Origin of the sequence: Hwangdonia seohaensis (genome assembly GCF_031932625.1) — a bacterium.
Taxonomy (GTDB): Bacteria; Bacteroidota; Bacteroidia; order Flavobacteriales; family Flavobacteriaceae; genus Hwangdonia; species Hwangdonia seohaensis.
In genome coordinates this window covers 119358-138740 of sequence record NZ_JAVSCK010000004.1, presented here as the reverse complement: position 1 = coordinate 138740, position 19383 = coordinate 119358, and the positions used below count along the sequence as shown (strand labels likewise).

Genomic DNA, 19383 nt, shown 5'->3' with positions numbered 1-19383 from the left:
TAAAATATTATATTGAAAAATGGAAGGGTTTAAAGAAAATGCCGTGGCTTTATTGAGCTATGCGCCAACTATAAAACATTAATTTTATCATCAAATTTTTCTACCTGTTCTTGCTCGATTTCTTTTTCGTTTAAAATACCGAAAACTATAGCATACAATCCAAACCCATAAAACAGCGTACTTAAAAACTCCTGCAGAGGAAACATGCCTTTAAACAACTGAACGGCCTGCAAGCCTTCGCTCGCTACATAAGACAATACACCAATAAAAACACATTTAAAACTCTTTTTATTGAATACAACTTGTCTTAAAAAAGCAAATTGAAGCATGAGTAAAGATATAAAGAAGGAAATCAATGCAGGCACAAAAAAAGCTTTGAGGTCATCATAAAGAAACCACGTCATAAAAACGGTATAAACAAACAAAATTGAAGTAAAGGGGATTAGCCTTGAAACGCTAAAATCTTTGTTATGGGAGAATGTATAACTTAAAAACAATTTAGCCGCTGTAAAAAAAGCGATGGTTATACCTAAAAGAACAACGCTATCTCCTTTTAACAAGATAATTAAATCGCCTAAAAGAAACGATAATAATGCCCAAAATACCATTTTGTGCTTTGTATCATTTTTATTAATTAAATTGAAATAAAAATACCCCAATAAAATTATAATTACCCAAGGCTTAGACATAAACCTATAGGGAAACTGAGCACAATTTAGCTTCACAACAATATCGATTGACAACACGATAAAATAGAGCAATGCAAATTGTTTATGGTTTAAAAAAACACGTTTTATCATTATTTGGGGCAATGATGAATGTCGACGAAAATAACAAAAATACCGATTACAATCTAATTTGTAGTAAAATAAATATAGTAAGATCTTTTTCTTTCAATTTGTTTAGGCTACAGCTAGTCTTTATGCTTACAATTAATACGTTTTTTTATGAAAAAAGGAAATAAGAAAATTAATTCATTAGTGTTTTCCAATATCATTTATTTCATCTTTAATAACGACAACTGTTTTTTTCCATTTTTTTTCTAATAAAATATAAAACAAGTACACGAAGCCCAATCCAAATGGTACAGTAATTATACTAATAACAAAGGTGTTTTCAGGGTCTAAATCCATGATGCCTAACGCAATTAAAACTCCTAAAATTAATCCAGCCAAAAAAGTTCCTGTGTAATAAACAACAACACTTAATATAGCATACAGCCATTTATTTTGCTGATAGTCTACCGATAAATCATAAAATCTTTTTCCAATAAAATAAATAAGTAAAATTCCTAACATTCTAATCTTGGGTTTTATATTAATTTCTAAATATAGCTATTATCGATTTATCGTGAAGAAATAAACATCATCATCGCCTTTTCCTTCATTTCTTTTTGATGAAAAGTAACCCGTTTTGTTTTGGGCGTCAATTATAAAGGAAAAATCGTCCTTATTGCTATTTATGGGTTTTGGCATTTTTATGGCTTTTAAAAATGCACCATCGGCATTCATTGTGCTTTTGTAAATATCGAATCCGCCATAACCGTTTGGTCGGTTTGACGCAAAATACAAGGTATTATCTGCACTTATAAACGGAAACATTTCCTTGCTATACGAGTTTACTTTACTGCCCAAATTTTTAGGTTCGCTATAATTTCCGTTTTCTAAAACATCAACCTTAAAAATATCCGATCCGCCTTTTGTGGTTTCCTTGCCTCCTCTAATATTGGCAGTAAAATAAAGGGTTTTGCCATCGGCACTTAAACTGGGATGCGCATACGAAAATTTTGGGTTGCAAAAGGGCAGCACTTTAAAGTTTGTCCAACCTAAAGCCTCATTATACTCGCCTACTTTTATATGAAAATTGGTGTCTTTAAAACTGCCTGACGGCCTGTCTTTATCACTATAATTTGTAGTTAAAAAGAGCTGCTTTCCGTTAGGTGATATCGCAGCACTTGTAATGCGCGTAATACCGTATTTGGCATCAACACCAATGGGGTAAATATTAATTATTTGTCCGTTTTCAGATAATTCACCTTGAAAAATGGCGAGTACGGTGTTTCTTGAAACCTTTTTTACTTTTCCTTTTTTCGTTAAAAAATAGGTTGTGAAAATAATTGTGTTGGCACTGGCGCACATCAATCCATAATGCGGGTGCTCGTTATTTATTTCTAAATTGGTTATCTCATATCTTTCAGTTTGGGAAAACCCAAAGCAGCCAACAAATAAGACGAGATAGCAGAATAACTTCATTAAAAAAAAGGTTTAAAAACAAATATAATATTTTGAATTTAAACCTATTGAGAGCTAGTCACCACTTCAGTATATTACTATACTAATCTCTTCTGAACTTTTTGGTTTCTTCGAAAATGTGTTCGAATATGGCTTCGTCTTTTTCCGTGAATTCTAAATTTTTTCTACTTATAACCACTTTGGCAACTTCAATAGCTTTAGGAAGCTTATAAGTTATAAAACCGGCATTTCCGCCCCAACTGAAACTCGGAATAAAATTTCTTGGGAAACCACTACCGTAAATATTGGCGTTAACGCCAACAACGGTTCCTGTGTTAAACATGGTGTTTATGCCACATTTACTATGGTCGCCCATCATGAGTCCGCAAAACTGTAATCCGGTTTTCGCAAAGCCTTCCGTTTCGTAATCCCACAGGCGTACTTCGGCATAATTATTTTTAAGATTGGAGTTATTGGTGTCGGCGCCTAAATTACACCACTCACCTATTACCGAGTTTCCCAAATAACCTTCGTGCCCTTTATTGGAGTTTTGAAAAATCACGGAATTTTTAATTTCCCCGCCTACTCTACTACAAGGTCCAATGGTTGTTGGTCCATAAATTTTGGTGCCCATTTTTATTCCGGCCCTATCGCACAATGCCAACGGACCGCGAATAAGTGCCCCTTCCATAATTACAGCATCTTTACCTATATATATGGGTCCAAGGCTTGCGTTAAGGGTTGCAAATTCTACGGTGGCACCTTCTTCTATAAAAATATGTTCAGGTGCCACAATGTTGTTTGTAGACGAAATGGGTTGGGATTTCCTGTTTTTTGTAACTATGTTAAAATCCTCTTGAATAGCTTCTCCGTTTTTAGAAAAAATATCCCAAGTGTGCTCTATTTTTATAACATCGCTATTAAGCTCAACAGATTCGTATGTATCAAAATCTATATCTTCTTGGGTATCTTTGGCATAAAAGGCAACCACGGATTCACCATCAAAAATAGCTTGGTTTTCCTTTAAATTTTCAACCAGATACACTAAGGTCTCGTTTGGCAGATAGGAGGCGTTTATCATAACATTCTCGTCCATTTCCACCATCGGGTATTTATCCGACAAATAATCTTCGGTTACCGTTGTTATTGTTGAGCCCAAATAGGTTTCCCATTTTTCGCGAATGGTTAAAATACCTACTCTAATATCTGCAACAGGCCTTGTAAAGGTAAACGGTAATAAATTAATACGCGAAGGACCATCAAATAGAATGTAGTTCATCTTTAATTTATTTTTTAGACGCCAAATATAAACATTACATCAAAAAGTTGTATCTCATTTTACCTAGTAAAACAGTAGCTTATCGTTGTGTTCGAGAACACCTATGCGCACAAAAAAAGCCTTTCAACAATTTTGAAAGGCTTTTAAATATGTATTCGGCTAAATTTATTTTTTAAACTTAGCGTATTTGTTTTTAAATTTATCAATACGACCAGCAGTATCTATCAATTTAGATTTACCGGTATAGTATGGGTGAGATGTTCTTGAAATCTCCATTTTTACAAGCGGATATTCTACGCCATCAACCTCTAAAGTTTCATTAGTAACTGCAGTAGATTTAGTTAAAAACACATCATCGTTAGACATGTCTTTAAATGCTACTAATCTATAATTTTCTGGATGTATACCTTTTCTCATCGCTAAACGCTTTTTATTCTTTATAATTTTCGAGCTGCAAATTTACGCATTTTTTACAAATGCACAATACTTTTTAATATTTTTTATTCGTATTAAAAATGTAACGTTTTGTTATCTTTGAATACTAACTAATCAACTAACAAATTAAACAAAATATTATGGAAAAATCTATTAAATCTGTTGCTACAAATTACGGTTTGTATTTAGGTATTGTCTTATCGCTATTAACCTTATTGGGTTATGTAAACCTCGATTTATTTACTAAATGGTGGTTTGGTATTGGCATGCTCATTATAATTATCATTTTCGGGATTATATCTTCAATGAAATCCAGAGGTGCTTTAAACGGGTTTATAAGTTATAAAGAAGCTTTTACTTCATATTTTATTACAGTAGCATTAGGTTTAGCTATAAGTACCGTGGTGAGTATTTTAATTTTTAATTTTATTGACCCGGATGCAGCAGTCGCTTTAAAAGAAAAAATATTGGATTCAACTGTTGAAATGATGCGTAATTTTGGCGCACCGGAAGAAGCTATTGCCGAAACCGTAGAAAAAATGGAAGCCGATGAAAGCATGTTTGCCATGGGCAAGGTTTTGCAATCTTTGGCATTTCAGCTTATTGGCTATAGTCTTGTTGGATTAATTGTGGCTTTGGTTGTTAAAAAAAATAATCCAGACGAAGCATAATTTCAGTATTTTTGAAGTGAAAATAATTTTGAAATTTATAAATGAATATATCTGTAGTTATACCACTACTTAACGAACAAGAATCTCTAACAGAATTAAATGATTGGATTGCTAAAGTTATGCAGTCCAATCATTTTTCGTATGAAATCATTTTTATCGACGATGGCAGTACCGATGATTCTTGGCAAATTATCAGCCAGCTATCTAACCAAAATAACCAAGTAAAAGGCATTCGGTTTTTAAAAAACTTCGGAAAATCTCAAGCATTGCACGCAGGTTTTGAAAAAGCCCAAGGCGATGTGGTTATTACCATGGATGCCGATTTACAAGATAATCCAGATGAAATTCCCGAGCTGTACAATATGATTGTAAACGATGGTTTCGATTTGGTTTCGGGCTGGAAAAAGAAACGCTACGATTCGGTGTTAGCAAAAAATTTACCGTCAAAATTATTCAATTGGGCCGCCAGAAAAACCTCGGGTGTAAAATTGAACGATTTTAATTGCGGTCTTAAGGCCTACAAACTGGATGTTGTAAAAAACATTGATGTTAATGGCGAAATGCACCGCTATATCCCCGTGCTTTCCAAAAACGCAGGATTTTCAAAAATTGGCGAAAAAATAGTTCAGCATCAAGCCAGAAAGTATGGCGAAACCAAATTTGGAATGAACCGGTTTGTACACGGTTTTTTAGATTTAATAACCATTTGGTTTTTGTCGCGCTTTGGTAAACGCCCCATGCATTTATTTGGTGCCTTAGGGTTTATTATGTTTGCCATTGGCTTTGGCTTTGCCATTTATTTAGGCATAGACAAATTGTTTTTAAACCCCATGGGCCGACTCATTACCCAACGCCCCCAATTTTACCTAGCACTTTCTACAATGATAATTGGCACCCAGTTTTTTGTTGCTGGTTTTTTAGGCGAAATTATTTTACGTACCAAGCAAAATAAAAAACGCTATTTAATTAAAGACGAATTGAATTTTAATTAAAATATTAGAGCTGAATTATTATAATTATAAAAATTATATTTCTTAAATTTAAAACAATAAACTAACTAACGAAATGCTTATTTTAGCGTTTGTCAACTAATCAATGCTTAAAGATGATTCACATTAAACCAGAAATTTTAGACAGAATAAACTCGTGGTTAACTCCAACTTTCGATGAAGAAACGCAGCAAACCATCAAAGATAGCATCGCCAATAATCCAAAGGATATTCAAGAAAGTTTTTATAAAAATTTAGAATTCGGTACTGGAGGAATGCGTGGTATTATGGGTGTTGGCACCAACAGAATCAACAAATATACCCTCGGAAAAAACACGCAAGGCTTAAGTGATTATTTACATAAATCTTTCCCTAACGAAACGCCAAAAGCCGTAATTGCTTACGATTGCAGACATAATAGCAAATCGTTGGCAAAAGTAGTGGCCGATGTGTTTTCGGCCAACGGCATAAAAGTCTATTTATTTGAGGACTTAAGAGCAACTCCAGAATTATCATTCGCTTTAAGATACTTAAACTGCCACTGTGGTATCGTGCTAACAGCATCGCACAATCCACCGGAATACAACGGTTACAAAGTATATTGGCAAGATGGCGGACAATTAGTACCACCGCACGACAATGCCATTATTAATGAGATAGAAAGTTTAGATTATGCCGACATTAAATTTAAAGCCAATAACGATTTAATCGAATATATAGGAAAAGAGGTTGATGATGCATTTATTAATGCTTCGGTAAGCAACGGAAGTTTTAACACATCGCAAGCCGCGAAAGACGATTTAACCATTGTGTTTACCTCACTTCATGGCACGTCAATTACGGCAGTGCCAGAAACCTTAAAACGTGCGGGTTATAAAAACGTGCATATTGTAAAGGAGCAGGAAGTACCAAATGGCGATTTCCCAACCGTAGCATCACCAAACCCAGAAGAACCTGCGGCATTAAAAATGGCCTTGGAATTAGCCGAAAAAGTTAACGCCGATATTGTTATTGGTACCGATCCAGATTGCGACAGATTGGGCATTGCCGTGCGCAACACAAAAAACGAATTGCAATTGCTTAACGGAAATCAAACCATGTTAATGATGACGCAGTTCCTTTTGAAACAATGGAAAAAACAAGGCAAAATTACAGGAAAGGAATTTATTGCCTCTACCATAGTTTCAACGCCTTTGTTAAGCACCCTTGCGGCATCGTATAATGTAGAGAGTAAAATTGTACTTACCGGTTTTAAATGGATTGCTCAGTTAATCCACGAAAACAAAGACCTCAATTTTATTGGTGGTGGCGAAGAAAGTTTTGGCTACATGGTGGGCGATTTTGTACGCGACAAAGATGCGGTAACCTCAACGCTTTTAGCTTGCGAAATTGCTGCTCAGGCTAATGCAAGTGGCAGTTCGGTTTATAAAGAGTTAATAGACTTGTACGTTGAACACGGCTTCTATAAAGAACACCTAATCGCATTGACCAAAAAAGGAATTGAAGGTGCCGAGGAAATAAAGCAAATGATGATTGATGCGCGCGAAAACCCGCTAACCGAAGTTAACGGCTCGAAAGTAACTAAAATTGAAGACTACCAATTATCGGTTTCAAAAAATATGGTTACTGGAGAAGAAAGCCCTATTGATATCCCAAAATCAAATGTGCTTATTTATTATACCGAAGATGGTACCCAAGTGGCACTAAGACCAAGTGGTACGGAGCCAAAAATAAAATTTTATATGAGTGTTAACACCACTTTAAATTCAGCTTCGGAGTATAAAACCGTAGAAGCGCAACTCGACAAAAAAATAGCAGCGATTGTAAAAGACATGAAATTGAGTTAATGAATCACTTTATAAATATTCTAAAATACGCAAAACCTTATAAGCGTTATGCCATAGGACACATTATTTCTAATGTGTTTTTTGCTTTATTTGGCACCCTGTCATTTGTAGCATTAAAGCCCATGCTCGATGTTATTTTCAAGAAAGACCCTCTTGATGATTTAGGGCAACCCATCGCGCAAATGGCTCCTACCGAGCCCGTTTATACCGGTTTAATGCAAATTGACGATTATGTTGAAAATTTGTTAGCCTACAACATGCACCAGTTTACCGGCGGAGACGATTCGAAAGCATTGATTTTTGTGGTGGGATTGATAGTTGTTATGTTTTTATTAAAAAATATTTTTGGCTATTTAGCCAATTATTTTTTAGTATTCCTAAGAAATGGCGTTATAAGGGACATTAGAAATAAAGTTTATAAAAAAACGGTAGAATTACCGCTATCATATTTCTCCGAGCAACGAAAAGGCGATATATTATCGCGTGTAACCAGTGATGTTTTAGATTTGCAATATTCGTTTTTATCGGTTTTAGAGCTTATTGTTAGAGAGCCTTTAACCATTATTTTCACCATCACGATTATGCTGTATATTAGTCCGCAGCTCACCTTGTTTATTTTTATTTTCATCCCAGTAATGGGCTTTATCATTTCAAAAATCGGTAAAAGTTTAAAACGAAAATCAGATCGTGTTCAAAAAGAACAGGGTATATTTCTGTCTGCTTTGGAAGAAACACTTACGGGACTACGCATCATTAAAGGTTTTAATGCTGAAGAAAAATTCAACCAACAATTTCAGGAATCCACTACGCGATTCTACCATTTTTCAAACAAGTTGCTCAACCGTCAAAATTTAGCATCACCAAGTAGCGAATTCTTGGGCATTCTTATGATTGCCGTTATTTTATGGTACGGTGGTAATTTGGTGCTTACTGGCGATTCTGAATTAGACGGCAGTACATTTCTCGTTTACATGGGGCTGTCTTACAATATATTAACACCGGCAAAAGCCATTTCAAGAGCGCTTTACAACATTAAAAAAGGTGGCGCTGCCGCGGAACGTATTCAAGAAATCATCGACACGCCAAATCCTTTAAAGGATAAAGAAAATGCTATTGAAAAAACCAGTTTCGATTCGGAAATTAAATTTGACAATATTTCTTTTAAATATCAAGACGACTATGTTTTAAAGGATTTTTCCTTAACCATTCCCAAAGGAAAAACCGTCGCGCTTGTTGGGCAGTCTGGTAGCGGAAAATCGACCATAGCCAACCTAATTACCCGTTTTTACGATGTAAATAAAGGACAAATTTTAATTGATGGCATAGATATTCGCGACTTAACAACGGGCTCTTTACGTGCGCAATTGGGCATTGTAACCCAAGACGCCATTTTGTTTAACGAAAGCATAAAAAATAATATGAAATTGGGCAACGACGATGCTACGGACGAAGACATCATTGAAGCGCTAAAAGTGGCAAACGCTTGGGAGTTTGTTAAAGATTTACCCGAAGGTATCAATACCAATATTGGCGATTCCGGAAACAAGCTTTCCGGCGGACAAAAACAACGTTTAAGTATTGCCCGTGCGGTATTAAAAAGTCCACCAATTATGGTTTTAGACGAAGCCACATCGGCACTGGACACCGAAAGCGAACGCTTGGTGCAAGTCGCTTTGGAAAATATGATGAAAAACAGAACATCCATCGTTATCGCACACCGCTTATCAACCATTCAAAATGCCGATGAAATTGTGGTTTTAAAGAAAGGTCAAATTGATGAAAAAGGACAGCACAACGAACTCATTGCTAAAAATGGGACTTATAAAAAATTAGTGGAAATGCAGAGCTTTGAATAAAAGCACAGACATATAAAAAACAAAAAAGGATAGAGATTTGGGGCTTCTATCCTTTTTTTATTCATTGCTAGACTTGGGGACAAACTAGCAACATAAGTAGGTTTCTGGTACAAACATAAAGTAAAAAAACAGACTACACAAGAAAAAACTGCATTTAATCGTATTAACAATACACTTTATCGATGTTTTTCAAGACAAACTATTGACTATCAGCACTTTAAAATCTTAAGAAAATATTAAAAAAATTCACATTAAACTTTTATTATATTTAATAGTCTAAAAACCAAACTATTTTCTTTGATTGACGACGCACAGTTATTAGAACAATTGAAATCTGACACCTATAAAGAGCAGGCTTTTAAAACCTTGCTGACACTTTATAAGGAACGCTTATATTGGCATATTCGAAACATTGTTAAATCGCACGATGATGCCGATGATGTGCTGCAAAACACGTTCATAAAAATTTATAAAAATATTAATAACTTTAAGGGGGAAAGCAAACTGTTTTCTTGGATGTACAGAATAGCCACAAACGAGTCCATTACGTTCATCAATAAAAATGCAAAACGATTACAGGTAACAAGTGAAGAGGTGCAGCAAATAGCTATAAACAATTTAACCACCGATGTTTATTTTGAGGGCGATGCCATTCAGTTAAAATTGCAACAAGCCATTGCGACGCTACCGCACAAACAACAATTGGTTTTTAATATGAAGTATTTTGAGGATATTAAATATAAAGACATGGCACATATATTGGAAACCAGCGAAGGAGCACTAAAAGCATCCTATCATATTGCCGTTAAAAAAATAGAAGACTATTTAACTAAAAATTAAACCTTTTAAGTATAAATTAGTCCAATTAATACCATGAAAAACAAGAATTTACATAATATAAAATCTTCAGGCTTTAAAACGCCAGATAACTACTTTGAGTCTTTTGATGACGAGCTTTTAGCTAAGTTAAAAACTTCCAATAAATTGGATGGTATTAAAACAACGGGCTTTAAAGTGCCAAACGATTATTTTGAAACGATTGATGACACCATTTTAAATGCGGTTAAAAATCAAAGAGACACCAAAGTCATCTCGTTATTTACATGGAAAAAAGTGGCGTATGCCTCAGCGGTAGCGGCAAGTATCATACTTATGTTTAACCTTGTTTTTAATACTTCTGAAGAACTGACCTTCGATTCGTTAGAAACCGCATCCATCGAAAATTATTTAGCTGAAGAAGATTTTACAAGTTACGAGCTAGCCACCTTATTAACTGAAGAAGAATTAAATTCGGAGGCTTTTACAAACACCAATATCACAGAAGATTCATTAGAAGATTATTTGTTGGATAACGCAGACATTGAAGATTTATTAATAGAATAAAGATATAAAACAAGCATGAAAAAAATTATAATAACAATGCTTTTCGCAAGTTTAACATTAACTGCCTTTTCTCAAGGAAACGAAAGAAGAGAGCATATTAAAGCACTTAAAGTAGCGCATATTACTGAAAAATTAAACTTAACCGAAAAGGAAGCGCAACAGTTTTGGCCCATATATAATGCTTACGACGATAATGTTTATAAGTTAAAACATCAAGACATTAGAAGTATTCGCAAAGAAATTAAAGACAATCATGAAACGCTCACGGATGAAAAATCCCAGGAATTATTAGATAGGTTATATAAAGCTGAAAACAGTTTGCACAACGAACGTGTTAAATTAGCCAGCAAACTAAAAACCATAATTTCCCCTAAAAAAATACTGTTATTGCAAATTGCTGAAGAAAGCTTTAAAAGAAAACTATTTGAGCAATTTAAAAAAAGAAGACAAGAAGGTAAAAGCAGAAATTAGAATGCCGCTATCTGAAAAGTCTAATTCTATGTCATATTGAGCTTGTCGAAATATTTTGACTTACTGATAATCAAGATTGGTTTCGACAAGCTCAACCTGGCAGATACAATCCAAAAAGACTTTTTTAGACAGATTCATTCCTCCCTAAACGTGAGCTTAGAAATCCTGCCTGCGCCAGCGGCATAAGCCACACTATCGTTTAAAAACCTGATGGTGTAAAAGCCTTCATCGCTTAAACGCTTCCACGTACTTCCATAATCGTTACTGTAATCAATTCCTTTAAAACCAATGGCAACGAGCTCTTTCCCTCTACCGTTTGGGATGTATTGCACACAGCTTCGGTATCCGGGATTTTGGTTTTGTGCCACCAGCTCCCAAGTTTTTCCGCCATCGGCTGTTCTTATTTTATTGGCAGCGTTATCGTCTGGTTTGGTGTAATCACCACCAATAGCAAACCCAGTGAGTTCATCATAAAAGTCGATAGAATACATACCCGTAGTTTCCAATCCTTGAACAATAGGTGTTTCAAAAACGGTCCAGGTTTTACCTTTATCTGGCGAATACAAAACCCTGCTTGCCTTTCCTCCTGTGGCCACCCAAGTGTTATCGCCAACAATGGCAATATTGGTATCGCTAGCTGCAAATGCCGCTTCGCCTGCTTTGGATTTTGGTAAATCGTCGCAAGATAGTTTAGTCCATGTTTCCCCGCCGTCGCGGGTGATGATAATACTCATACATTCCTCGGTTGGATCGCCAATGGCAATGCCTTCGTTGTCGTTCCAAAAATCCATGGAGTCGTAAAAGGCTTTGGGGCTATCATCAACCATGATCACTTTTTGTAATCTTAAATTTGCATGTAAAACTGTATCAAGTTTTATTTTATTAATAAACGCAGGAGATTCTATATTAAGAAGAAACAATGAATTATAGTTTGATGCGATTGATCTAATCTGTTTTGATTCAATTTTACCAATTCCATTTAATGTATCTACCTCTTCATTCATAATGGGATAAGTACTATGAACTGTATCAACCCAAAACCCTTCATCGTAACCTATATCATTACTATAAACAGTATATCTATCAAAAGGAAATATTAAAACAGTATCATTCATAATTTCCAAAGCCCTAACATTCAATAAAGAATCTTCCAAAAGATGATTAATTTCAACTTTAGAAATATTTCTAGGAACAAACTTATCTTCCTGCTTACAAGAAAAAAACACAATAACGACTAATACAAATGCGATACGTTTCATTTTAAATAGATTTCCATAAAAATAGAAAAGCTCCGTAAACAAACACGAAGCTTTTAATAATTTTTTATTTGATTAATGGCGATTACATCCAAAAACGGCTAAAAACCGACTATTCCCTTAAACTGTCCGGTGCTGGCAAACTCGCATGAAACTCATTGGCAATACGGGTAGTGTACAGATCCAACAATTCTAAAACACGCTCGCTTGATTCCGACACCACAATAAGTCCAATATGCCATGGTTTATTCATACGCCACACAATTTCCTTATCGGAAAAACTAGAGGTATCGGGATGCTCATATCGACTTAAAGACACCACAATGCCAGCATATTTATCATGGATTTTTGGCAATCTATAGGTTTGTTTTTTTAAAGTATCCGATTCTATTTTGGCCCATTCGCTCCATAAATTAACACCCGAGGCAAAGGCCACCATTTCTGCTAAATTAGCACCACCAACTCTTGACGATGTCTCCAAAAAAAACAACTCGCCCGTGGCTTTTGATGCAATAAACTCGGTATGCGATGCGCCAAACTGCATCCCAAAAGCTTTCATAACTTCTGCATTCATTTTGCTTAATGCTTTTTCCGTTTTCGACCCCATTTCACAAGTGGCCGACCTAAAAATACCGCCCCCGTGGGCAACCTCAAAAGGCGTATCTAAATATTTGCTTACCCGAGAAAAAAGGACTTTCCCGTCAACATTTAATCCATCGACATGATACACATCGCCCGGAGCAAATTTTTCAACTAAAAAATCGTCGCGTTCATCGCCCAAACTATGCACTACTTCCCAAAGCTCGTCTTTAGAATGTATTTTTTTTATACCTGCTGCCGATGCTTCCGAGCGTGGTTTTAACAACCAAGGTGGACTAACATTATCGGCGTAATTATTAATGGCACCATCATTAAACAAGGCTGTAAACTCAGGCACATTTATCCCTTCTTCTTTTGCTTTGATACGCATGGCCAATTTATCTCTAAAATAGCGCGCCGTGGTACTGCCCATTCCCGGCATTCTGAAATGCTCGCGTATGGCGGCTACATTTTCAACATCAAAATCGTCTAATGCCACAAAGCGGTCAAACTTGATGCTTCTGTATTTGTACGCCAACCCTTTAATAACATCGTTATCATTCCAATTTTCAACATAAAACACATCATCTATCGCTTCCCATGGCCAATTTTCATGTTCCAGCTTTTTCATGGTTAACAAATACACATGGTTGCCCTCGGCTTTGCATCGTTTTAAAAAATCTTCACCCTTAAAATAAGTGGAAATACAAATGAAATTGAGTGGCTGTGTAGACATGTTTTTTAGTTTAAAGATTTTACATAATTGGTAATTAATTGAACACCAAAGCCCGAAGCGCTTTTCATTTTTGAAAAAGGCGAATCGCCAAAAGATACACCTGCAATATCCAAATGCATCCAATTTTTATGAGACTCGGTAAATGCCTCTAGAAATTTTGCGGCATTAATGGCCCCCGCGATAGGTTTACCACTAAAGTTACGCAAATCTGCAATATCTGAGTGTAAATCGGTTTCAAAATCTTCAAACAATGGCAATTGCCACACGCGCTCGTTGGTTTTAAATCCGATATCCGACATGGATTTTGCCATTTCGGTATTATTGGTAAACATTCCCGCTGCAGAAAACGCCAAAGTTCGCACCACACTGCCCGTTAAAGTGGCGATATCAATGATTTTTTCAGGTTGGAATTCCTTAATTAAATAACTCAATCCATCGGCTAAAACCAAGCGCCCTTCGGCATCGGTATCAATGATTTCAATGGTTTTTCCTGAATACGAGTTTATCACATCGCCCGGTCTGTAACTGTTTTTATCAACCGCATTTTCCGCGGAAGCGACAATACCGACAATATTAACATCCAATTTTAATTTTGCCACCAACTCAACAACACCTAAAACCACGGCTGCCCCACCCATATCGCTTTTCATATAGTGCAAATTGGTGGATGGTTTTATGGATAACCCACCCGTATCAAAGGTGATGCCCTTACCCACTAAACCAATATCTATTTTGGCATTTGGCTTTGTAATGTATTCCGTAACGATGACCACCGGGGGATTAACACTGCCCTGGCCCACAGCAATTACCGCGTCGAAGCCTTGTTTTTTAAGCTCGTTTTGGTGTAAAACGGTGCATTTATAACCGTATGTTTTGGCAGATTTAGTGGCCCATTCCCCTAAAAATTCTGGTGTTTTATAATTTGCCGGCGCATCAACCAAAGCTTTAATTTGGTTAGTGGTTTCGCCCGTATATTTGCCCTCTTTAAGCTGATTTTCGATATCATTTTTTGAAATGAAATTGACTACTAATTCGGCTTGCTTTTTCTTTTCTGATTTAAACTGACCGATTTCATAATTGGATAATTCCAAACCAATAACCGCTTGTTTTACGGCATCTTCAGATAATGATTGCGCATCAACCTGAATGTTTTTTTTCCAATGCTTTTTGGTTTCGAAAGCCAACTTCCTAAAGGCATCTTCAATCTTTATGGCATCTTTCTCTTCGCCCAATCCCAAAAGATAAATTCTATTTCCGGCATCGCCATAAATGAGTTGATAGGTAGATAAATCGCCTTCAAAATCCAGGTTTTTTATGGACGTGAATTCTGCCAGACGTTTTAGGTTTCCTTTTTTACAAGGAATTATGATATCCTTTTTTGTATCTAAACTCTGTGTGTGTTTATATATCATGTTTTTTTATTAAAGAAAAGCCATTTTACAGCTTTGGGGAATTCTTCGCGCCAATGCACTTCGGAATGGTTACCCAATTCGTTCAACGAAAAATGAAAATCTATAGCATGCCCTTTCACCATTTTGTTTTTAATAATGGTTTCCAGCATTCTAGCATTTGGTAAATGCTCTTTGCTTTCTTGTCCGCCAGCATACAAATAAATTTTAGATTCGTTTAATGGTGTAAAGGTTTTGGTGTTGTTAAAAATCATTCTCGAAATCCATAAACTGGGTGAAAAAATCATCATTTTACCAAAAACCCCGGGATTTGATAAACCGGCGTGCAAACTTATCAAGCCACCCATAGAGCTCCCGCCAATGCCCGTATGCTCAAAATCGGTTAACGTACGGTAATGCTTGTTAATGTAAGGAATTAATTTATCAATCATAAATTGTATATAAAAATTCCCTTTGCCTTTACCAAAACGTGGATGATAATACGGTAAGTATTCAATAATACGCTCCTCTTCGCCGTGGTCTATGGCTATAATTATAATATCGCTCAGCCCTTCTTCGGCTAATTTTGCCATCGATTTATCTATTGCCCAATCGCCATATTGGGCCGATGGATTAAATAGGTTTTGCCCATCTTGAAGATATAAAACCGGATACTTTTTATCGGTTTGGTAATAATCGTGTGGCAATAATGCCGAAATTTTTCTGGTGGCATTTAAATGTGGTACTTCGTAAGCCTCTTCTATAACTTCTATAATAGGCTCAAACTCAGTCATTGTCATTTTCATAATTTTAAAAAGCGAAAATACATTTTTACGCTATTATATGCTATAAAAATTTACATCGAAATATTTCAACTAAATAAAGCAGTATTTATGCCGTTTTAGCTTTTTACTTTAAATGTATAAGTGGAAATTAAATCTTCACCAATTAAAAAATGTACATCGTAAAAGCCTGTGTGCTTGAATTTATATTCGAATATTAAGGATTCGTTTTTTATAAAAGTAGATTCCGGTCGGATTTTCTTGCTGTTATGGCCGCTATCAATTAAAAGTGTCACATCTTTAACATTTGCCGGTTTAAGTAGTTGAAACTCAAAGGTGATTTTTTCGTTTTTCTGAATGGTATTATGCATCTTTTTAGGCTGAATATGGCTGTTGAGATTCGCATAAGCCTGACCGTAAATTATAGGCGATTCTAAAAATGTTTCAAATGAAGCTGTGTCGGCATCATCTAAAAGCAACCATTTTTTGTCGACCGGAAAATGATCGATAACAAACAGTTTGGGATTGGCCAAAAAGAAACCATCGTTATAATGAAATGTAAACTGAAAAGTTGACGGGTTAGGAATACCGCTTGCCCAAGTGGGATCGCAAAGGTACCATTTGCCGTTTAATTTAACCGCATTCCAAGTGTGGTTCGGCATGTCGAGCGATGCAATGTTTATCGTACTTGTTTTTGCAAAACCGTGCACCATTTCGCATTCAATATTGGCTAAATCTGCAAGCTCTTTTAAAAGATAAGCGTACCCCGTGCAAATGGTTCTATTGTTTTTTAGGAGTTTTTTAAGGGTCGATTTTCTAAATTCGGTGTTCCAGTTTTCAAGCTTAACACTATCGTTTTTAAAACGTTGGCGCTTTCGCATGTTTTTTGAATACATGCCGTAATCGTTGGCAATGTTATTGCAAACCCAAGTAAAAATTGCCCTGAAACGTTCAACATCGGTATTTAAATTCGAGGTGAGTTTATGTACCAATTCGGGTAAATTATCAAGCCTTTCATTTTTGTACTCCAACGCTATTCTATCTGCTTTTTTAAAATCAATAGTATCAAAATCAGAAATTTGAGCATGGGATTGGAATACAAAAATGAACAAAAATAAATATCGTATCATTTTCATTTAAACAAGGCTATCAAGTGGCAATTACTAATTTGAGCGTTTGGATTTATAAGGTTTATTGGTATTTAAAGCCCCCACGAATTCAATTAAATCTTCGCTTAATACCGGTCTGATAAACGAGGTATCGTCTTTAATTTTTATGGCAATGGTTTCGTAACCCAAATAGTTGATAAGCAGAACATCGCCTGTTTTTAGTGCTTGCGGAAATGTAAATTCGCCTTTGCTGTTAGACACCGTTCCTACTTTAGTACCTTTTAATGTAATACTTGCGCTCTCTACAGGCCCTTCATCATTGGTGATAATGCCTTTAACGATGCGCTCGTTTTGCGGGGTTTCGGCTGAAGTCGCATTTTTTGTTTGTCCGTAAATTGGATTAAATGCCAATGTGGACATCATAAAAATGGCGACAAAACCTAAGGTGCGATACGCTTTTTTCTGTGTGAATTTTAACTGTGTTTTCATAATTATAAATATTTTGTTTTCATCAAATCTATCCTAAGAAAGATTGCCATGAAAGTTATATTGAGTGAATAAACGATTTGACTGAGTAAAGATACTAAATTTTGAAATGAAGGACAATTACTTGTTTAAAATTCAGTGGTTTGTGTTTGAATTTTGAAGTGTTCTGTAAAGATTTTTTGACGCTGTTTATTTTTCTTGCGGCTGATTTAAAAGCTCTTATCTGTCCGAATGAGATAAACTTTGCTAAGTGCCGAAAACTTTGAATTTAGTATTTTACCCACCTAAACGATAACGTGTTATAGCCAGTTATTTTTTCTTCCATAGTTTTTCACCTGTTTCTTTATCTATGGAAAACATTGTTTGCATAAATACATAGTTTACACCTGCAATTCTTTTTATTTCAGATGCAGGTATTGGATTTTCCAAAATTTTAAAATTATTTAATTTCATTGAATATTCTTCGTTTGAATATTTGGGATTATCACGATATCTGCCTTTGTTAATTTTATCTGTCGCTATCCCTTTTGCCACTATTCCCGTACCTGAACTGTATAAGAAAACCTTATCTCCTTTATTCAGATGCTCAATTTTAAACTTCCAAGGCTCAAAATATGCAGCGACCTTATGGTTTTCTAACATATCCGTTTCATCTTCTGATCCATGTTTTATGTTAGTATTGAAAATATAGTATCCTTCATCTATATCTTCGTAAGGATTAGGATTTTTGCGGTAAGTTTCAAAGTCAAGAAGGATTTCTTTATTTACTTTATAAATTTTATAAACCCAACTTGAAATACTCACTCCTTGTTTGTCCCAGTATTCAATAGCTGCTCTTGTTTTAAAATCTAATCCATTTGTTATTAAAATAAATTTTTGTTTAGTATTTATATTGCTCGTTTTTAAACCACTATCAAATTTTGAATTTAATGCACTAATTAAACTAACCTCATTTGGGAAGCGCTTTAAAAACAACTCATTTAGGTCGTCGTATTGATATTGACCATAAATTTGTCCGTATCTCATTACTTGTAATAAATTGACATCTTGAGATTCCCAAGCCTTTAATTCAAAAATGTACAAGTCTCCGTTCTTATCGATTGCCATTAAGTCTGGTTCCTCCTGCCATTTGTGAGATTGCATAATTAGAAGTAATTCATCTTCGGGAAGAAGAACTTCTAAATTTTCATACATCATCTTTTGAAAATCTTCTTCTTTCCAACCAATATCAAATAATCTCAATCCTTTTCGTCGATTAATTTCATGTTGTTTTTGATTAAGATTAAATATCATTTTGAGTTCGGTTTTAATTGGCTAAAACGTTTTCTGATATAAACTTATAACTAAAATTGTTTATATACACAGTTTATCGAAAATATCCTTTTTTTCTCACAAAACCAAAAGCACTAAAACAAAAAACCCAAACAAATTGTTTGGGTTTTGATAATAACGTTTTCTAATTTTTAGGTTTTTCTTCACCGTCTTCTTTATGGTCATCAATCACCTCATCGTCGCGGTATTTACAACACGTGTGCACTTTGGCATAGGCCTCGTCGGATGCTTTTATTTCTTTGGTATCGTGCCCCACATCGGCAATGGTTTGCTGTATGGTTTTTAAATCGGTTTTACGGGCATCGTAAATCAATTTTAACTCGTGGGTTTTCACGTTCCAATCGGCAGACTTTACACCCTTTGAGGTTAAGCAGGCTTTTTCAATGCGGTTTTTACACATCATACAAACGCCATCGACTTCTATGGAGGCTTTTTGGTTTTTGTTTTGTGCAAAGGTTGTTGCTCCTATTAGCATAAGTGCTAAAATCATTATTTTTTTCATAATTAAGTTTTTTTCATTCCCGTGAAGACGGGAATCTCATTTATTATTTAT

At 35.3% G+C, this 19383-nt stretch carries 20 protein-coding genes; 7 read left to right on the top strand and 13 right to left on the bottom strand.

Going from position 1 to position 19383, the window contains the following annotated elements; genetic code table 11:
• Positions 1 to 68 precede the first annotated feature (68 nt).
• The 5 genes from RNZ47_RS13340 to RNZ47_RS13320 all read right to left on the bottom strand — a co-directional run bounded on the left by RNZ47_RS13340 (position 69) and on the right by RNZ47_RS13320 (position 3927).
• Positions 69 to 800: a lysoplasmalogenase family protein gene (locus RNZ47_RS13340; RefSeq protein WP_311941037.1), complete on the bottom strand. Its 732-nt coding sequence runs from the start codon at positions 798 to 800 to the stop codon at positions 69 to 71.
• A 177-nt stretch (positions 801 to 977) separates the two neighbouring features.
• The gene (locus RNZ47_RS13335) at positions 978 to 1298 is read right to left on the bottom strand and encodes a hypothetical protein (protein ID WP_311941035.1); all 321 of its coding nucleotides are present in this window, start codon (positions 1296 to 1298) and stop codon (positions 978 to 980) included.
• A gap of 39 nt (positions 1299 to 1337) precedes the next feature.
• Positions 1338 to 2252 carry a TolB family protein gene (locus tag RNZ47_RS13330; protein ID WP_311941033.1) on the bottom strand — a complete coding sequence of 305 codons (915 nt, stop codon included), beginning with the start codon at positions 2250 to 2252 and terminating at the stop codon, positions 1338 to 1340.
• Positions 2253 to 2334: 82 nt separating this feature from the next.
• Entirely contained in the window at positions 2335 to 3510 is a 1176-nt protein-coding gene (locus tag RNZ47_RS13325) for a GlmU family protein (protein WP_311941030.1), read from the bottom strand.
• A 165-nt stretch (positions 3511 to 3675) separates the two neighbouring features.
• Positions 3676 to 3927 carry a type B 50S ribosomal protein L31 gene (locus RNZ47_RS13320; protein WP_311941027.1) on the bottom strand — a complete coding sequence of 84 codons (252 nt, stop codon included), beginning with the start codon at positions 3925 to 3927 and terminating at the stop codon, positions 3676 to 3678.
• 158 nt (positions 3928 to 4085) lie between these two features.
• Between RNZ47_RS13320 and RNZ47_RS13315 the strand changes: the two genes are divergently transcribed.
• The 7 genes from RNZ47_RS13315 (at position 4086) to RNZ47_RS13285 (ending at position 11162) form a co-directional block, all read left to right on the top strand.
• Positions 4086 to 4616: a DUF4199 domain-containing protein gene (locus RNZ47_RS13315; RefSeq protein WP_311941024.1), complete on the top strand. Its 531-nt coding sequence runs from the start codon at positions 4086 to 4088 to the stop codon at positions 4614 to 4616.
• Positions 4617 to 4657: 41 nt separating this feature from the next.
• Positions 4658 to 5608 (top strand): glycosyltransferase family 2 protein, encoded by a 951-nt coding sequence (locus RNZ47_RS13310; RefSeq protein WP_311941020.1) that lies wholly within the window; start codon positions 4658 to 4660, stop codon positions 5606 to 5608.
• 113 nt (positions 5609 to 5721) lie between these two features.
• Positions 5722 to 7452, top strand: coding sequence for a phospho-sugar mutase (locus RNZ47_RS13305; RefSeq protein ID WP_311941017.1), 1731 nt, complete (start codon positions 5722 to 5724; stop codon positions 7450 to 7452).
• The gene (locus RNZ47_RS13300; RefSeq protein ID WP_311941014.1) at positions 7452 to 9308 is read left to right on the top strand and encodes an ABC transporter ATP-binding protein; all 1857 of its coding nucleotides are present in this window, start codon (positions 7452 to 7454) and stop codon (positions 9306 to 9308) included. Before RNZ47_RS13305 ends, RNZ47_RS13300 begins: the two co-directional genes overlap by 1 nt.
• Positions 9309 to 9605: 297 nt before the next feature.
• On the top strand, positions 9606 to 10148 hold the full coding sequence (locus RNZ47_RS13295) for an RNA polymerase sigma factor (RefSeq protein WP_311941011.1): 543 nt from the start codon (positions 9606 to 9608) through the stop codon (positions 10146 to 10148).
• Between the two features lie 33 nt (positions 10149 to 10181).
• On the top strand, positions 10182 to 10691 hold the full coding sequence (locus RNZ47_RS13290) for a hypothetical protein (RefSeq protein WP_311941007.1): 510 nt from the start codon (positions 10182 to 10184) through the stop codon (positions 10689 to 10691).
• A gap of 15 nt (positions 10692 to 10706) precedes the next feature.
• Positions 10707 to 11162, top strand: a complete 456-nt coding sequence (locus RNZ47_RS13285) for a Spy/CpxP family protein refolding chaperone (RefSeq protein WP_311941003.1) — start codon at positions 10707 to 10709, stop codon at positions 11160 to 11162.
• 134 nt (positions 11163 to 11296) lie between these two features.
• Here the strand turns inward: RNZ47_RS13285 and RNZ47_RS13280 are convergent, their stop codons facing one another.
• The 8 genes from RNZ47_RS13280 to RNZ47_RS13245 form a co-directional block, all read right to left on the bottom strand.
• Entirely contained in the window at positions 11297 to 12421 is a 1125-nt protein-coding gene (locus RNZ47_RS13280; RefSeq protein ID WP_311941000.1) for a WD40/YVTN/BNR-like repeat-containing protein, read from the bottom strand.
• Positions 12422 to 12530: 109 nt separating this feature from the next.
• Complete coding sequence (locus tag RNZ47_RS13275; RefSeq protein ID WP_311940997.1) at positions 12531 to 13733, bottom strand: ATP-grasp domain-containing protein; 1203 nt, start codon at positions 13731 to 13733, stop codon at positions 12531 to 12533.
• Positions 13734 to 13738: 5 nt separating this feature from the next.
• The gene (locus RNZ47_RS13270) at positions 13739 to 15145 is read right to left on the bottom strand and encodes a leucyl aminopeptidase family protein (protein WP_311940994.1); all 1407 of its coding nucleotides are present in this window, start codon (positions 15143 to 15145) and stop codon (positions 13739 to 13741) included.
• The gene (locus RNZ47_RS13265; protein ID WP_311940991.1) at positions 15142 to 15927 is read right to left on the bottom strand and encodes an alpha/beta hydrolase; all 786 of its coding nucleotides are present in this window, start codon (positions 15925 to 15927) and stop codon (positions 15142 to 15144) included. The genes RNZ47_RS13270 and RNZ47_RS13265 overlap by 4 nt, the downstream gene beginning before the upstream one ends.
• Before the next feature lie 95 nt (positions 15928 to 16022).
• Positions 16023 to 17033, bottom strand: a complete 1011-nt coding sequence (locus RNZ47_RS13260; RefSeq protein ID WP_311940988.1) for a transglutaminase domain-containing protein — start codon at positions 17031 to 17033, stop codon at positions 16023 to 16025.
• A 33-nt stretch (positions 17034 to 17066) separates the two neighbouring features.
• A complete protein-coding gene (locus RNZ47_RS13255; RefSeq protein ID WP_311940985.1) occupies positions 17067 to 17501 on the bottom strand; it encodes a carboxypeptidase-like regulatory domain-containing protein in 435 nt (144 codons plus the stop codon).
• A 306-nt stretch (positions 17502 to 17807) separates the two neighbouring features.
• Positions 17808 to 18791 (bottom strand): hypothetical protein, encoded by a 984-nt coding sequence (locus RNZ47_RS13250; RefSeq protein WP_311940981.1) that lies wholly within the window; start codon positions 18789 to 18791, stop codon positions 17808 to 17810.
• 163 nt (positions 18792 to 18954) lie between these two features.
• The gene (locus RNZ47_RS13245) at positions 18955 to 19332 is read right to left on the bottom strand and encodes a heavy-metal-associated domain-containing protein (protein WP_311940978.1); all 378 of its coding nucleotides are present in this window, start codon (positions 19330 to 19332) and stop codon (positions 18955 to 18957) included.
• Between the last annotated feature and the right edge of the window lie 51 nt (positions 19333 to 19383).

Excerpts from the sequence above, each read along its gene's own strand:
- RNZ47_RS13340 (WP_311941037.1), bottom strand. The coding sequence starts at position 800 with ATGATAAAACGTGTTTTTTTAAACCATAAACAATTTGCATTGCTCTAT.
- RNZ47_RS13335 (WP_311941035.1), bottom strand. The coding sequence starts at position 1,298 with ATGTTAGGAATTTTACTTATTTATTTTATTGGAAAAAGATTTTATGAT.
- RNZ47_RS13330 (WP_311941033.1), bottom strand. The coding sequence starts at position 2,252 with ATGAAGTTATTCTGCTATCTCGTCTTATTTGTTGGCTGCTTTGGGTTT.
- RNZ47_RS13325 (WP_311941030.1), bottom strand. The coding sequence starts at position 3,510 with ATGAACTACATTCTATTTGATGGTCCTTCGCGTATTAATTTATTACCG.
- RNZ47_RS13320 (WP_311941027.1), bottom strand. The coding sequence starts at position 3,927 with ATGAGAAAAGGTATACATCCAGAAAATTATAGATTAGTAGCATTTAAA.
- RNZ47_RS13315 (WP_311941024.1), top strand. The coding sequence starts at position 4,086 with ATGGAAAAATCTATTAAATCTGTTGCTACAAATTACGGTTTGTATTTA.
- RNZ47_RS13310 (WP_311941020.1), top strand. The coding sequence starts at position 4,658 with ATGAATATATCTGTAGTTATACCACTACTTAACGAACAAGAATCTCTA.
- RNZ47_RS13305 (WP_311941017.1), top strand. The coding sequence starts at position 5,722 with ATGATTCACATTAAACCAGAAATTTTAGACAGAATAAACTCGTGGTTA.
- RNZ47_RS13300 (WP_311941014.1), top strand. The coding sequence starts at position 7,452 with ATGAATCACTTTATAAATATTCTAAAATACGCAAAACCTTATAAGCGT.
- RNZ47_RS13290 (WP_311941007.1), top strand. The coding sequence starts at position 10,182 with ATGAAAAACAAGAATTTACATAATATAAAATCTTCAGGCTTTAAAACG.
- RNZ47_RS13285 (WP_311941003.1), top strand. The coding sequence starts at position 10,707 with ATGAAAAAAATTATAATAACAATGCTTTTCGCAAGTTTAACATTAACT.
- RNZ47_RS13280 (WP_311941000.1), bottom strand. The coding sequence starts at position 12,421 with ATGAAACGTATCGCATTTGTATTAGTCGTTATTGTGTTTTTTTCTTGT.
- RNZ47_RS13275 (WP_311940997.1), bottom strand. The coding sequence starts at position 13,733 with ATGTCTACACAGCCACTCAATTTCATTTGTATTTCCACTTATTTTAAG.
- RNZ47_RS13270 (WP_311940994.1), bottom strand. The coding sequence starts at position 15,145 with ATGATATATAAACACACACAGAGTTTAGATACAAAAAAGGATATCATA.
- RNZ47_RS13265 (WP_311940991.1), bottom strand. The coding sequence starts at position 15,927 with ATGAAAATGACAATGACTGAGTTTGAGCCTATTATAGAAGTTATAGAA.
- RNZ47_RS13260 (WP_311940988.1), bottom strand. The coding sequence starts at position 17,033 with ATGATACGATATTTATTTTTGTTCATTTTTGTATTCCAATCCCATGCT.
- RNZ47_RS13255 (WP_311940985.1), bottom strand. The coding sequence starts at position 17,501 with ATGAAAACACAGTTAAAATTCACACAGAAAAAAGCGTATCGCACCTTA.
- RNZ47_RS13250 (WP_311940981.1), bottom strand. The coding sequence starts at position 18,791 with ATGATATTTAATCTTAATCAAAAACAACATGAAATTAATCGACGAAAA.
- RNZ47_RS13245 (WP_311940978.1), bottom strand. The coding sequence starts at position 19,332 with ATGAAAAAAATAATGATTTTAGCACTTATGCTAATAGGAGCAACAACC.